Here is a 14,729-nt window from a genome sequence, read left to right on the forward strand (position 1 = left end):
TCTAAATGACCAATAGTCTCTAAGATTGATAAGAGTTGTGAGTAAACATGCACTGCGATATTTATAGATCAAGCAAAAAAGACGAAATGTATATGTATATTGCTCGTCCAAATTATTCTGCAGATCAGGAATCAGAAAATCCATTTGAGTCTGTTCCTGAGAGTGTCTTACAAGCTTTTGGAAAAGCTACTTTTGTAATGCATTTGGAACTTCATGGTGAACGGAAACTTGCACGTGTAAACGTATTGCATGTCTTAGACTCATTACAGACCAAAGGCTTTTTTATTCAAATGCCGCCAGAAGGGCTTATTAATCCAAATGCGGTAGAACCAGAGGGTTTGCGTGGTGCTTGAAACTATAACTGCAATGTGGTCTCACATTCTATCTGTACTGGATCAATTCCCTGAAGAGAATGTTGCGATTATTGTGTATGTTACAGGTGCAATGATTGCATTATGGTGTTGGTATCGTTTGATGTCACGTATGCCTAATCCAATAGGAGGAATTCTTTGGATTATCGTTTTTGCAATCCTTGCTACACCAACAATTTCTGAAGGCCCCAATTCAGAATTAGCACCTGCTATTTTTGGTTTGATTTTTGGTGTGCTCACAAAAGAGCATGTTTTAATCTGGTCAAATTTATCTTTGATTCTATTTGTCATTGGTACAGGATTATTGATCGGCTTCTGCTGGTCAAAATACAGTGCAAATAAACTTGCACGTTCGGTTTAGATATTCACATAAAGTTAAAGAAAAATAAGGTTTTCAAATGTCTGCTGATACACAACACTTCACTGGTACAGATCAATATATTGCAACTGACAGCCTGAAACTTGCGGTAAAAGCCGCGCGTGCTTTACAAAAACCATTATTGGTGAAAGGTGAGCCAGGTACAGGTAAAACATTACTTGCAGAACAAGTTGCAGAAAGTTTAGGTCTAAAATTAATTACTTGGCATATCAAATCAACAACCAAAGCTCAGCAAGGTTTGTATGAATATGACGCAGTTTCTCGCTTGCGTGATAGCCAGTTAGGTGATGACCGTGTTTATGACATTAAAAACTATATTAAACCGGGTAAATTGTGGGAAGCATTTACGAGTGAAGAACGTTGTGTATTGTTGATTGATGAAATTGACAAAGCAGATATTGAGTTCCCGAATGACTTACTGCATGAACTCGACAAAATGTCGTTTTATGTTTACGAGACTGGTGAAACCATTACCGCAACACAACGCCCGATTGTGATTATTACTTCGAATAATGAAAAAGAATTACCAGATGCATTCTTGCGTCGCTGCTTCTTTCATTATATTGAATTTCCTGATGAAGCAACGATGCGTGAAATCATTGCAGTACATTTCCCAAATATTTCGAATACTTTGGTCAGTGAAGCATTGCAAATATTCTTTAAATTACGTGAAGTCACGAATTTAAAAAAACCACCATCAACGTCAGAGTTAATTGACTGGTTAAGCTTGCTCATGGCAGATGATATGCCTGAAGACGTATTGCGCAATCATGATAAATCTAAAGCAATCCCGCCATTGTATGGTGCGCTGATTAAAAATGAACAAGATGTACAATTACTTGAACGTTTAGCTTTTATGTCACGCCGCTAAGAGTGTAATCACATGTTTGTGCGATTGTTTTACACCTTACGTAAATATGGTGTACCTGTTACAACTCGTGAGTTGATTGATCTCAACCAAGCGGTTGCATCAGGTCTGGTATTTGCAGATCAGGAAGAATTTTATCAGTTGGCTAAAACAGTTTTAGTCAAAGATGAACGTTTCTTTGATAAATTCGATCGTGCCATGAAAGATTATTTTGATGGCATTGAAACTTTTGATTTAGATGAGTTACTTAAACAAGTTCACAAGTTACCTAAAGACTGGTTTGACCTTGAACTGTTAGAAAAACATCTGACACCAGAGCAACGTGCTGAGCTACAAAAAGCAGGTTCTTTGGAAGAACTGATGAAAATGTTGGAAGAACGTTTACGTGAACAACATAAAAAGCATCAGGGTGGCAATCGAATGGTTGGCACTGGCGGAACTTCACCTTTTGGTGCTTTTGGCGATCATCCTGAAGGCGTTCGTATCGGTGGGCCAGGACGTAAACGCTCAGCTGTAAAAGTATGGGAGCAGCGTAAATACCAAAATCTTGATGATGATCAAGTTTTGGGAACACGTCAGATGCAGATTGCATTACGCCGATTACGTAAGTTTGCACGTCAAGGAGCGGCTGAAGAGCTTGATGTTGATGGGACTATTCGTGAAACCGCAAAGCAGGGCATTTTGGATGTGCAATTGGTTCCTGAACGGCGTAACCGCATTAAAGTACTGATGTTATTTGACGTTGGTGGTTCAATGGATGCCTATATCGCTGAGTGTGAAAAATTATTTAGTGCGGCGAAGTCGGAGTTCAAAACCTTAGAATATTTCTATTTCCATAATTGTCTCTATGATTATGTTTGGAAAGATAACCACCGTCGTAGTTCAACTCGTATGAATACATGGGATTTATTCCATACTTACGGTCGCGACTATCGTGTAATTGTTGTCGGTGATGCCAGTATGGCACCATACGAACTCAAGTCGGCAGGTGGTTCAGTTGAATACATGAATGATGAGTCGGGCGAAGTATGGCTTAGACGTTTACGTCAGCATTTTGACAAAACTGCTTGGTTGAACCCTGAAATGGAAGGTTACTGGCATTACACTCAGACCATTAACTGGATCAAAGAAATTTTTGAAAATCATATGTACCCAATGACATTAAAAGGCATTGAAGATATGACGCGTTATTTGTCACGTTAAAAATTCATATGAATACTTTATAAAAACAGGAGGAATCATGGAACATCAAATTAATGGGATTGCTTTACCGAATGAAGCGGGTTTCTTTGGTAATTTTGGTGGTCAATTTATTCCTCCTCATTTAAAAGAAGCAATGGATGAAATTAATGAGGCTTACGAAGCAATTCGTCATACGTCTGAGTTTCAAGATGAACTGAACGACTTATTTAAAAACTATGTGGGCCGCCCAAGCCCATTATTTCATGCAAAACGCTTATCAGATCAACTTGGTGGCGCACAAATTTACCTGAAACGTGAAGACTTAAACCATACTGGTGCGCATAAGATTAACCACTGTTTAGGTGAGGCTTTACTCGCTAAATATATGGGCAAAAGTAAAGTAATTGCCGAAACGGGCGCAGGGCAACATGGTGTCGCTTTAGCCACAGCTTGTGCATTGGTTGGTATCCCATGTGAAATTCACATGGGGCAAGTCGATATTGAAAAAGAACATCCCAATGTCGTTAAGATGAAAATTCTTGGTGCAAAATTGGTTTCTGTTACTCAGGGTACAGCAACTTTAAAAGATGCTGTCGATAGCGCTTTTGAAGAATATTTAAAAGATCCTAAAAACTATATTTACGCGATTGGCTCTGTGGTTGGTCCTCATCCATTTCCTAAAATGGTACGTGACTTCCAGTCAATTATTGGTAATGAAATTAAAGTTCAAACCAATGAACGCTTCGGAAAAAATCCTGACTATGTTGTGGCTTGTGTTGGTGGTGGATCAAATGCAATTGGTGCTTTTACCGCATTTTTAAATACACCAGAAGTTAAATTAGTGGGTGTTGAACCCGCAGGTCATGGTTTAGATACAGATAAGCATTCGGCAACGTTAACTTTAGGCAAACCCGGTCAAATTCATGGGATGGCGTGTTACGTACTTGAGGATGAAAATGGTGAGCCACTTCCTGTACATTCGATTGCTTCTGGGTTGGATTATCCTGGTGTAGGACCTCAACATAGTTATCTGAAAGAACTTGGTCGTGTTCAGTATGAAACTGCTACTGACCAAGAATGTCTAGATGCATTTATGACACTTTCACGTGTAGAGGGAATTGTACCTGCTTTAGAAAGTTCTCATGCAGTTGCTTGGGCATTACGCGAAGCGCCTAAAATGGATAAAAATATCAAGATCGTCGTAAATTTATCTGGTCGTGGTGATAAAGATGCTGATTATGTTGCTGATAAATTAGGACTCTGACTCGTAGATATTGAAATATCAAAATAATGACCGCTTCTGAATAGAGGCGGTTTTTTTTCTGTTAAATAGACGCTAATCCCGTTAGAATAAAGCGTTTTTGCAATTAGCACTTTTGGAGACGCCTAAGTGGAGCGACCTACAATCAGCCCTGAACATTTACAAGAAGCGGCTGAAAACTTAGTAACCATTCGAGATTTTATTCGTTTTGGTGTAACCGCACTTCGTCAATATGATGCACACTTAGGTCAAGGTACTGAAGATTATTTTGCAGAAAGTTCCGCACTTGTTTTGCAAACACTTTCTCTAGAATGGAAAGCTGATGCAGAAATATTAGATGCAAAATTACTACCAACTGAGAAAGCAGAATTTTTAAGTCTATTAGAACGTCGCATCAATGATCGTATTCCAACCTCATATTTATTAAATTTGGCATATTTCTGTAATAAACCTTATTATGTAGATGAACGTGTACTCATTCCGCGTTCGCCAATTGCTGAATTGATTGAACAACGATTTGCACCATATTGTTTAAATGAAAATGGTCAAATGCTCGAAGCATTGAATAATTTACCAGAAAATACGAATCCGAAAACGCCGCAACGTATTTTAGACATGTGTACGGGTTCTGGCTGTATTGCAATCGCTTTGGCTTATGCATTCCCTGATTCTGAAGTCGATGCAACAGATATTTCCAAAGAGGCTTTGGAAGTTGCATCAATTAATGCCGAACATCATGATAAGCAATATCAAGTTGCATTACTTGAATCTGATTTATTCTCAAAAATTCCTGCTGAAAATCAATATGATTTAATCGTAAGTAATCCTCCATATGTAGACGCAGAGGATATGGCAGATTTACCAGAAGAATTCTTACACGAGCCAGAACTTGCACTTGCTGCTGGTCAAGATGGTTTGGATTTGGTTCGTAAAATGTTAGCGCAAGCTGCTGACTATTTGACAGAAGATGGTTTAATCGTCATCGAAGTCGGTAATTCAGAATGGGCGATGCGTCAAAACTTTAATACTGTTGATTTCCATTGGCTTACATTCCAAAAAGGTGGTTCAGGTATTTTTGCCTTAACTGCGGAACAATGCCGTCGCTATAAAGACCTCTTTCAACAATCTGTTGAACATAGCTAGAGTCGTACAAGATGCCAATTGCAGCAATTCTATTAGCAGCTAAACCTGACTTAGATCAAACTAAAATTCAGCAGTTTAAAAATGGTTTCATTGAATTAAAAAACAAATGGGATCAGAGTGGAATTGATGCAATTAATTCGGAAGTTTTTAAGCAAGAAATTTGTCAGCAATTTGATCAACTCTTTGTAAATCTTGGATATGGAGAGTTTGATCCTGATGCCGCGGAGTCATTGATTCATAGTCTTTATTTACTTTCAGATCATAAAAGTCTGATTGAATATATTGTCCTGAGTTATCGTCAGCAATGTGATGACGATATTTTAGGGAATATCTATGAATTAATGCTTGAAGAGATGCACCACAGTTTCGATGAATAAAAGATAGGTTAGAAAATGGCAGGAAATAGTATTGGTCAGTTATTCCGTGTGACGACATGTGGTGAATCACATGGTGCTGGCTTGATGGCAATTGTAGATGGCGTACCACCAGGACTTGAACTTTGCGAAGCAGACTTGCAAAAAGATTTGGATCGCCGTAAGCCGGGTACCTCTAAGTTTGCAACGCAACGTAAAGAGCCTGATCAAGTTGAAATTATTTCTGGTGTTTTTGAAGGAAAAACTACGGGTACATCGATTGGTTTACTGATTCGTAATACAGATCAAAAATCCAAAGACTACGGTAATATTGCTCAAACATTCCGTCCTGGTCATGCTGATTATACCTATACTCAAAAATATGGTTTCCGTGATTATCGTGGTGGCGGTCGCTCAAGCGCACGTGAGACAGCAATGCGTGTTGCGGCAGGTGCGATTGCTAAAAAGTATTTGGCAGAAAAATTTGGTATTGATATTCGTGGGCATGTAACACAGATCGGGAATGAAATTGCAGAAAAGTTAGATTGGGCTGAAGTGCCAAATAATCCTTTTTTCTGTGGTGATGTTGATGCAGTTCCTCGCTTCGAGCAATTAGTCACAGCATTACGTGAGCAAGGCACTAGTTGTGGTGCAAAACTCGAAATTATTGCTGAAAAAATACCAGTCGGTTGGGGTGAACCTGTATTTGATCGTCTCGATGCAGATATTGCTCACGCTATGATGAGTATTAATGCGGTTAAAGGTGTTGAGATTGGGGATGGTTTTGCAGTTGCTGGGCAGTTTGGTCACGAAACTCGTGATGAACTAACCACAGATGGTTTCCTTGCAAATCATGCTGGCGGAATACTTGGTGGTATTTCAAGCGGTCAAACTATTCGTGTCGCGATTGCTTTAAAACCAACCGCAAGTATTACCACTCCTGGTAAAACCATTACAATTGATCGAGAAAACACGGATGTGTTAACCAAAGGTCGCCATGATCCTTGTGTTGGCGTACGTGCTACACCTATTGCTGAAGCAATGTTAGCAATCGTTCTAATGGATCATTTTTTAAGACATCGTGCTCAAAATGCTGATGTTGTAGCTCCATTCCAACCAATTGAACCATAATTTTGATTTTTAACATACTTGCGACACTTGAACGCAAGTATGTTTTTTACAATACAAAATAATATTAAAATTAATCTTATAAAGTCTCAGAAATTACATTTTCACTCGTTGCAACATGATATTGATTTCTACCATTACTTTTTGCTACATACAAAGCATGATCTGCCTGAGAGATAAACTCTGATAGGCTGTCATTAAGATGAGGGGTTGTTGTCGCAACACCAACACTTATCGTTACATATTTAGAAACATTGCTTCGAGGATGTGCAATCCCTATATTTCGTACCAATTCCATTAAACGTTGAACTTGTATAAGTGCTTGATCTTTATCCGTCATGGAAAATAAAAGCAAGAACTCTTCACCGCCATAACGTGCAGCAAGATCTCCACTTCGCGATGAGATTGAACCCAGCAAAATGGCAATTCGTCTAAGACATTGATCTCCCTGAATATGTCCTAATGTATCATTGTATAATTTAAAGCAATCGATATCGATCATCATGATTGTGATAGGAACTTCATGACGGATTGAGCGTTTCCACTCATTTTCAAGCACTTCATCGAGGTATCTACGGTTTGCTAAACCAGTCAAAGCATCTTGTTGAGATAAAATTGAAAGTTGCTGTGCCTGACGCATAAGCTCTAATCGATTTAGTTCGATCATACAGTTTTGTAGATAATTCTCTCTATGTTGTCGATCTATTGCATAAGCTAAAGCCATTCCTAGAAAGCTACTAAAAGTATAAGTCCGATTTAAGTAAGTCCAATCAATTGATCCATTAAGCCAAACACTAATGGCAATACCAATTAAACCACCACACCAACCAGCAAACATCGCTGTATAAAATCGCATACCAACAAAGCCATATATAATGACCACGGCATACATCATTGCGGCATGAAAAAGAACGTTATTCTGACCGTGTTCCAATACATTAATTAACGTGAAAGTAAGAGCGACGGCACCTGTAGAGCCTAAGCAAACATAGTAATCAAACCATCTATTCATCGATGGAATGAAAGCAAGTAACCATGCAAAAACAATTATCATGCCCACCCAACCATAATACGCGACCCATGCAGTGCGTAGTTCTGTAGGTAGAACTTGATAAGTACCAAAACTTAAATATAAATAGAGGCATAGAATGATTGGTGCACGGTAACGGAATTCATGTGCAGCTTCATTTTTATACTGATCTTTATAAATGACTTCTAATTCTTTAGGAAACCAAACTAAATTTAGTCCGCGAGAAATTAACAAGTCAATCTGTTCTTGCCCCAGTAAATTGGATGCTTTTAACTTCATCTTATCTCTCATCGCCCCCAATGTTCTTATAAATGTAAATAGGGATTGTTAACTACGTTACACTGAATTAAATAAAATGTGTATTGGATTATATAAAATTAATAATTTTTTATGATAATCAGCTTTTATTGCCAGTATTCTATATTTTTCGGGTGTAATATGAATGTATTACCAACTAATATAATGATTAAACTTAATAAAATGCTGAACAGATAAAAAAATGTTACAAATTAAATAACAATCATTGTATATTGACTGTATTAGGATACAATCTAGCTATAAAAATAAGCAGCAATCGTGGAAAATGATTGAAATAAGTCATACGAAATAGGATGGATCGAAATGACTGTTATGAAGCAATATGGAACAAAACTAGAAATAACACCTCACTCAGAATGGGCACAACAATTTTGGGATGAACTTGTTCCTGCAAAAGAGCGAGTAAGCAAACACCCTTTATTTTTAGATATGGCAAGCGGTAGCCTAAATTTAGAATGCTTTAGGTCAGCATTATTAAATTTTTATCCTTTGGTTGCTCATTTTCCATCATATATGGCAGGTGCTTTAGCTAAAGCGACGGCTTTTTCTTTAGATGGTGTAACTGAGACTAGAGATTGGTTAATTCAAAATATCAAAGTTGAAGAAAGACATTTACATTGGTATCAAGATTGGGCGAAGGGTTTTGGCATAACGACTGAAATGTTGAATGAAGTTAGACCACCAGTAGCAATGAATGCGGTCAATCATTTTTTATGGGATGTAAATTTTAGGGGAAGTTTAGCGGAAAGTATTGCTGCAACAAATTTAGCAATAGAGTGGGCGACAGGGGATTGGACCATTCATGTTTATAAAGGAATACAAGCTTATACAGAAACTCCAGAAGTAAGTATTAATAAAAGATCATTGGCATGGTTAAGAGCTCATGCACACTATGATGATTTACATCCTTATGAAGCGATGGAGCTAATTAAGAGATTATGTGACAAAGATCCGGTTTCTCAGAGAAAAGCTTTTTTAGCAGCGAAAGAAGGCTTGGCTTATTATGAGCTAGCTTTAGATGAGTGTTACAAGTTACAAAATAATAATTAAAAATACCGAATAAACTGCTACCTAGTTGGGGTGCTAAGTAGCAGTTTTTATTTAATTTTTTAAAGTAGATTCATTTTATCGTCGAAATTCTCTAATTTAGGGAACTCCAGTGGCGTTAAGTTGTCTAGATTAACTATGTATTCTTCAAAACGAGTAAGAATTTTTTCTCGTTCTTCATCGGTGATATATGGGACATGATAGGCAATAAAAGGAGGGAGTACCTCAAAACCTGTATAGGCTAAAGATCCACGATGAATAGATGATAAATATTGTTCTATTGATCCGTGTATTGAACCTTCACCAAACATATGATCTCGACCGCCTAATGTGAGGCACAACATTGCTTTTTTCCCAACCATTCCACCATGGTTGTAAAAACGTTTACCACCATAAAAAAGTCCTGAGACAAAAACGCGGTCAATCCAGCCTTTTAAAATAGCAGGTACTGATGTCCAGTATAAAGGAAAAGTAAAAAGCACTAAGTCAGCGCGTTGAACCTTTTCAATTTCAACTTGAATGTCTGGTGAAAGTGTATTTTGTTTAAAAGCATTCCGCTGCTCCAATGCATAATTAAAATATTCATGTTCATTTAAATTTTCAAAGTCATGTTTTGATGCAACAGGGTTAAAATTCATTTTATACAAATCTGAAATTTCAACAAAATGTCCATTTTTTTCTAAGAGTTGTTTTGCTGTATTTTTTAATGAGCTAGTAAATGATTGGCTTTCTGGATGCGCGTGGACGATCAAAATATTCATTGGCAATGACCTTGGAAATAACTTTTTATAAAAATTACTATGCCTTAAAATTTAAACATGACATAGTTCATGAACCGCCAGTTTTTACCATTACACGCCATCAATAGTATTTTGCGGAATAAAATGAATCCTGAATTACCCGGAACATATGTTAATCTGTTAATTGAAACAATCAAAAATTGGAACGTTAGCCCGCAACAACTTCTAATAGATACAGATATAACTTTAAAAAAACTAGATGCTCCATTTTGGTATGTAGATTTCAACATCTTCAATAATTTACTTGAAAAATCTGCTCGACTTACAAATGAACCCGCAATTAGCATTTATGTAGCAAGAGAAATGAAAGCATCTTGTTATGGTCATGTGGGTGTAACTGCTGCTGCATCAGAAAACTTGGGGGCGGCAATAGGTGTTCTTGAGCAATTTATTGGCTTACATTGTGCAGCTTTTCAGCCAAAACTTTATATTGAACAAGAAATGGCATACTTGAATTTTGATCAACCTTTAAATAATTTTAAATTTAATCATCATGCTATTATTTTTTTAGTTTTAGGTTTTACTCATATTTTAGAGAATCTAGCTCAACAAAACTTAGATATTCAAATTGAATTGCAGGGAAATAGTCAAGATATATTTAGAAATATTGATAATTCTGATGGATATAGAGTTAATTTTGGTGCTGATGAAGATCGTTTAATATTTAATAAACAACTTCTAAATTTGCCTTTAAAAACTGCTGATCCATTGGTTTTTCGCTTAACCAAGCGTCAATGTGAATATGATGTATCAAAGCTATCAAAAAAAATAAGTCCTAACTTAAACTCAATAAGTTCATCCGTTCGTGAGTTATTATACGATGCAGAATTACAGCAATTTTTGTCGTTGAACCAAATCGCTAAGCATTTTGGTTTAACTAATAGAACTTTACAACGCCAACTTACAAATGAAAAAACAACATTTCAAATCTTACTTAGTGAAAGCCGTCAGGAAAAAGCAAAAGCTCTTTTAAAAGAAAATAAGTTATCCATTCAAGAGATTTCAAATCTTTTAGGCTATGCCGATATTTCACATTTTTCACGTGCTTTTAAAAAGTGGACAAATATGACGCCAAGTAACTATAGAATGCCAAAATAAAGAAAATAGACTATCTAACTAACGTTAGATAATTGCGTATAATGTATATTATGTTAAATATAATATCTGAGACTGTAGCCTACACAACATTGCATGTTGCTACAGCTTAATGTCATTAATTTGTTCACTGGTCGATTCAGCATCTTGCTGCTAGCACCAATTGAACGTTTATATTGCATATTTATTGATCATATTTAAAATTTTGAACAGGCTGAAACCCTTTATTTACAGGCGTGGACTAGAACCAGTAAAAGATAGTGAGCTAGTACATCGTATTTTAGATCAAGCGATAGAAGCTACAGAAGTGTCGGCATCAGGTGAAATTATTGTTGTTATCAACTAAGGTAAAATCTCAAAATGAGACAAGAGTCCACCATTAGATAACGTGGACTCTTTTTTTCAACGATAAGATGCTTCCGATTTTTTGACTTTAACATTTTTTAAACCTAAAGAATTCATTGCCATAAATACACCACTAAGCAATGATTCATTCTTAGGTCCTAAAATGACCTCTTTAATAGGGTTGTTATCATAATAAAAATCAATATCCATAAAAGCTGTTGGCACACTTTTATTCATGCGATAGTGAAGTTGATAATCTCGACATTCTGCACCATTAGCCATACCCCCACCAAATTTATACTCTGGGTTGTCTATATCAGATAAGTCCAATACAGCTATGTGCATCAATCGAATCTCTAATTCTTCTTTAAATGCTGGATTTTTAAAACTTGAAAGGCTAACTGCAAACTCTTTACAAGTACGCTGAAAGTCTTCTTTATCTTCTGTTTTATTATCTTTTTCAACTTCATAAATAGCTCTAACAAAACTCTTAACTATATCTTTTTGTTGATTTTTGTCATAACAGACAGGAATAATTCGAATTGGCATTTTTCGTAGTTCATTAGCCAAAAAACCTATGCTATATCCTGACGCATCATTTGCATAAGCCCGCCATTGGCTTAATACATCACCATCTCTAGACAAACAGCAAGCTAATTTTAAAAATCCTAAACTTGCCTCATTTATGATTTTATCTATTTCATCAATAAATTTTTCTTCAATTTCTTTATTATCTAATAACTCATTAACAGCTTCGATCCAGATTTCATATCCCCAATAATTTTCCATGTGATCATTCATACAGAATAAATCAGAAAATCTTAATTTTTTACCATTACAAATTGATAAAAAAGTATCAGGAGAACAGTAGTGATAAAAAAGCATATCATCTGGATAGGAGTCTCTAATCCCCATGAAGTCTTCATATTCAATAGTCATAATATTAGAACTTTAGTCATTCTGAAGTCGCATAACTTCATTTTATGTTAAATAGAATATCCAAGACTGTGGCCTACACAACCTGTTTGTTGCCACAGCTCAGCAACGTGAATCTCTACGATCATAATTCACGTTGCTGAGTATTCCAAGTAACATAATATAAGTTATACAGAAATCAGACTGCTACGCGAAAGGCTTATGCATCAAAGCCATGATTGCATAAACCTTGTGATGCTGACCTATTTTAACTCGCTCAGGTTATAATAATGGTCTCCCCAAATATTGTTGATCTATTATGAACGCCTCCAATGACCCTTTACATGGCAAAAAACTTGCTGATATTTTGGATGAATTATTGGATTACTACGGTGGCTTTGAAGGCTTAAGCCGTAAAATTGAAATTAGATGTTTTTGCATAGATCCAAGTGTTAAATCATCATTGCGATTCTTGCGTACCACACCATGGGCACGTGAAAAAGTAGAAAGCTTATATTTGTATGTCTTACGCCAAAAAGCCAAACAGAAATCTTAGCTATCAAAACCCTAGCCCTAGCATTTTAATCTAGGCTACACAGCTTTGTTACATAGACTTAAACTTTGCCATTGATCTCATTCTGATGGTTTAATAATCTTTCTCACAATGTGCTCATGAGTTGGTACAAGTCCTGCTTTCAATCCAAGTGGTTTAAAGACCTTGTCTAAAACAGATTGAGTGAGTTTTCCTTTGTCTTGCTCAATATCAGTTAATGTCCTGCGACTTATACCGACTAAATTTGCATATTGTTCCTGAGACATACTCAGAATGTTTTTTCGTAAATACGCCAATAATTGCCCTAATGTTATTTCATTCAATAAGTATTGCATATATAGATCTATCAGGATTTGTTGGCGATCTTGAGTCTGATTTTTTATATTCATAATAGTTCCCATCTTTCTAATTTAGCCTCAACGTAGTCGAATGAAAGCGCTGGTATCTCTATAATCTGCTTTGGCACACCTTTATCAATTAATCTTTGTTTTAATCCAACAAGATGACTTGCCAAAGATTTTAATGTCGTTAGAGATAAATTTGGATCGCATAAATGTTCTAGTTTTTGGGTAATTTGATCCCATCGATATTCTCCTCCTTCCTCATAAGGACTTCCCCAAGTTGTTGACCGTGTAACAACCTCTGGATCAGCTTTCATTGGAGCGAAATCATAAATTGGAGCAAGCGAAATTTTTCCAGATTTTTTTAGAAATGAAGTATTCCGCCCATGATTATCAGAATTACCAAAAATAATATTCAATAAGTCTCTTTGTAACCATTCACAAATGAATTGTGTCGAATCAAATTCGGAATCAATAGATATAAGTAACTTACATAGATTTTCAATCACTTCAAAGTGATTGAGATGACTACCTGAAGCTTTATTTAATATTGAATAGATGGATTCAAGCCCATGACGATGCCATTGTTGATTGTGCCATTCGACATCAAACCTTGGCAGCCATAAAGATGGATATTTTTCACCTTCAATTAGCTTCATTTCTGTTGTTTCAATGGTATTGAAACCTAATTCTTTTAGTTCTTGATAATAATAGTATTCTGCTCTGAGAATATTACAGTCTATCTCAGCACGATTATTCCGAGGAAATTTAACTAGATAGTGTTGATCAGGTTGATCAAAGTTTTGTTGATAAGTATCAATCCAAATATTTTGATCTTTGGTAGCACGAATTAGTAATTTTGGAGCTTCACCACCTGCTCCCGTTGCACCACCACTAATTGCCCCCATTTGCTGTGCATATTCAAGAAAATCTACATTTCGATCAGCAACATCAATTTGACTAAAATAACGTAGATGTAGCGTTGAGTCAGGATTGATTGCTGGAAGAGCTTCTTTAATTCTTAAATTGCCTACGGGTGCGATGCCACCTTTTTCTAATAAAATACTATCTTGCTCTGCATGAGTTAGTCTTTGTAGACCTAGAAAATTCACCCAATAACGGCGCGCAGCACCAGATGGAACAATATCATCTAAAAAACCAAACCATGACTTAGATTCATGTTTTATAAGTATTTGTACAGGTAGTGATAAACTACAGGCATGCTCATCTCTTTTATCCAAATTGTGGATTGCGTATTCTAACTCGTAAGCTAATTCACTAGCACTTGCTGAACCTAGTTTCGGTTCTAATAGCGTAAGTTCAGCAATATCAAACCAACTTTGATCAAGTAACGACTGTATTGTTAATTTTTTCATTGAAATAAATGAGCAATTATTTTCTCAAAAATACTCTATTTTTTTATATTTGTGAATATATTTGCGCAAAATTCTTTTTTATATGAATTTTTGAGCATAAATTTGCTCACAATAAGCTGTGGAAAGTATCATTCTCAGTATCTATTCAAAACTCTTTATTTCATTGTTAGAAGGCATGAAAAGATAAATATTTGGAAAATACTATTCCACCTATCGTTGTTAAC

The 14,729-nt window shown here is 36.1% G+C and carries 16 protein-coding genes; 11 read left to right on the plus strand and 5 right to left on the minus strand.

The genetic code is table 11. The features are described from left to right. Positions 1-47: 47 nt before the first annotated feature. From IEV17_RS00100 to aroC, 8 genes are all read left to right on the plus strand, one after another. Positions 48-353 (plus strand): YcgL domain-containing protein, encoded by a 306-nt coding sequence (locus IEV17_RS00100; RefSeq protein WP_004662107.1) that lies wholly within the window; start codon positions 48-50, stop codon positions 351-353. Then, a complete protein-coding gene (locus IEV17_RS00105; protein WP_034601375.1) occupies positions 346-732 on the plus strand; it encodes a hypothetical protein in 387 nt (128 codons plus the stop codon). Before IEV17_RS00100 ends, IEV17_RS00105 begins: the two co-directional genes overlap by 8 nt. A gap of 37 nt (positions 733-769) precedes the next feature. Then, positions 770-1,621 carry an AAA family ATPase gene (locus tag IEV17_RS00110; RefSeq protein WP_004662110.1) on the plus strand — a complete coding sequence of 284 codons (852 nt, stop codon included), beginning with the start codon at positions 770-772 and terminating at the stop codon, positions 1,619-1,621. A gap of 12 nt (positions 1,622-1,633) precedes the next feature. Continuing rightward, a complete protein-coding gene (locus IEV17_RS00115) occupies positions 1,634-2,821 on the plus strand; it encodes a vWA domain-containing protein (protein WP_004662112.1) in 1,188 nt (395 codons plus the stop codon). Positions 2,822-2,858: 37 nt separating this feature from the next. Beyond that, the gene (gene trpB, locus IEV17_RS00120) at positions 2,859-4,064 is read left to right on the plus strand and encodes a tryptophan synthase subunit beta (RefSeq protein ID WP_004662114.1); all 1,206 of its coding nucleotides are present in this window, start codon (positions 2,859-2,861) and stop codon (positions 4,062-4,064) included. Positions 4,065-4,190: 126 nt separating this feature from the next. After that, the gene (gene prmB, locus IEV17_RS00125) at positions 4,191-5,204 is read left to right on the plus strand and encodes a 50S ribosomal protein L3 N(5)-glutamine methyltransferase (protein WP_004662116.1); all 1,014 of its coding nucleotides are present in this window, start codon (positions 4,191-4,193) and stop codon (positions 5,202-5,204) included. Positions 5,205-5,215: 11 nt separating this feature from the next. After that, on the plus strand, positions 5,216-5,581 hold the full coding sequence (locus IEV17_RS00130) for a hypothetical protein (RefSeq protein WP_004662118.1): 366 nt from the start codon (positions 5,216-5,218) through the stop codon (positions 5,579-5,581). A gap of 15 nt (positions 5,582-5,596) precedes the next feature. Then, on the plus strand, positions 5,597-6,688 hold the full coding sequence (aroC, locus tag IEV17_RS00135; protein ID WP_004662121.1) for a chorismate synthase: 1,092 nt from the start codon (positions 5,597-5,599) through the stop codon (positions 6,686-6,688). Positions 6,689-6,764: 76 nt separating this feature from the next. Here aroC and IEV17_RS00140 read toward each other — a convergent pair whose 3' ends face one another. Next, positions 6,765-7,994: a GGDEF domain-containing protein gene (locus IEV17_RS00140; RefSeq protein ID WP_004662122.1), complete on the minus strand. Its 1,230-nt coding sequence runs from the start codon at positions 7,992-7,994 to the stop codon at positions 6,765-6,767. Positions 7,995-8,336: 342 nt separating this feature from the next. Between IEV17_RS00140 and IEV17_RS00145 the strand changes: the two genes are divergently transcribed. Next, positions 8,337-9,083, plus strand: a complete 747-nt coding sequence (locus tag IEV17_RS00145) for an iron-containing redox enzyme family protein (protein WP_004662125.1) — start codon at positions 8,337-8,339, stop codon at positions 9,081-9,083. Positions 9,084-9,142: 59 nt separating this feature from the next. Here IEV17_RS00145 and IEV17_RS00150 read toward each other — a convergent pair whose 3' ends face one another. Beyond that, positions 9,143-9,841 carry an NAD(P)H-dependent oxidoreductase gene (locus IEV17_RS00150; RefSeq protein WP_004662126.1) on the minus strand — a complete coding sequence of 233 codons (699 nt, stop codon included), beginning with the start codon at positions 9,839-9,841 and terminating at the stop codon, positions 9,143-9,145. Positions 9,842-9,964: 123 nt separating this feature from the next. Here IEV17_RS00150 and IEV17_RS00155 point away from each other — a divergent pair, with 123 nt between their 5' ends. Then, positions 9,965-10,978, plus strand: coding sequence for an AraC family transcriptional regulator (locus IEV17_RS00155; RefSeq protein ID WP_004662128.1), 1,014 nt, complete (start codon positions 9,965-9,967; stop codon positions 10,976-10,978). Between the two features lie 399 nt (positions 10,979-11,377). On the opposite strand, the gene IEV17_RS00160 is transcribed toward IEV17_RS00155, so the two are convergent. Next, the gene (locus IEV17_RS00160; protein WP_004662129.1) at positions 11,378-12,259 is read right to left on the minus strand and encodes a DUF2971 domain-containing protein; all 882 of its coding nucleotides are present in this window, start codon (positions 12,257-12,259) and stop codon (positions 11,378-11,380) included. Positions 12,260-12,554: 295 nt separating this feature from the next. Between IEV17_RS00160 and IEV17_RS00165 the strand changes: the two genes are divergently transcribed. Further along, entirely contained in the window at positions 12,555-12,791 is a 237-nt protein-coding gene (locus IEV17_RS00165) for a VF530 family protein (RefSeq protein ID WP_003651786.1), read from the plus strand. Positions 12,792-12,868: 77 nt separating this feature from the next. Here the strand turns inward: IEV17_RS00165 and IEV17_RS00170 are convergent, their stop codons facing one another. Continuing rightward, a complete protein-coding gene (locus IEV17_RS00170) occupies positions 12,869-13,177 on the minus strand; it encodes a helix-turn-helix domain-containing protein (RefSeq protein ID WP_004662133.1) in 309 nt (102 codons plus the stop codon). After that, positions 13,174-14,505, minus strand: a complete 1,332-nt coding sequence (locus tag IEV17_RS00175) for a type II toxin-antitoxin system HipA family toxin (protein WP_004662135.1) — start codon at positions 14,503-14,505, stop codon at positions 13,174-13,176. Before IEV17_RS00175 ends, IEV17_RS00170 begins: the two co-directional genes overlap by 4 nt. Between the last annotated feature and the right edge of the window lie 224 nt (positions 14,506-14,729).

It is taken from the genome of Acinetobacter modestus (assembly GCF_014636095.1).
Classification (GTDB): domain Bacteria; phylum Pseudomonadota; class Gammaproteobacteria; order Pseudomonadales; family Moraxellaceae; genus Acinetobacter; species Acinetobacter modestus.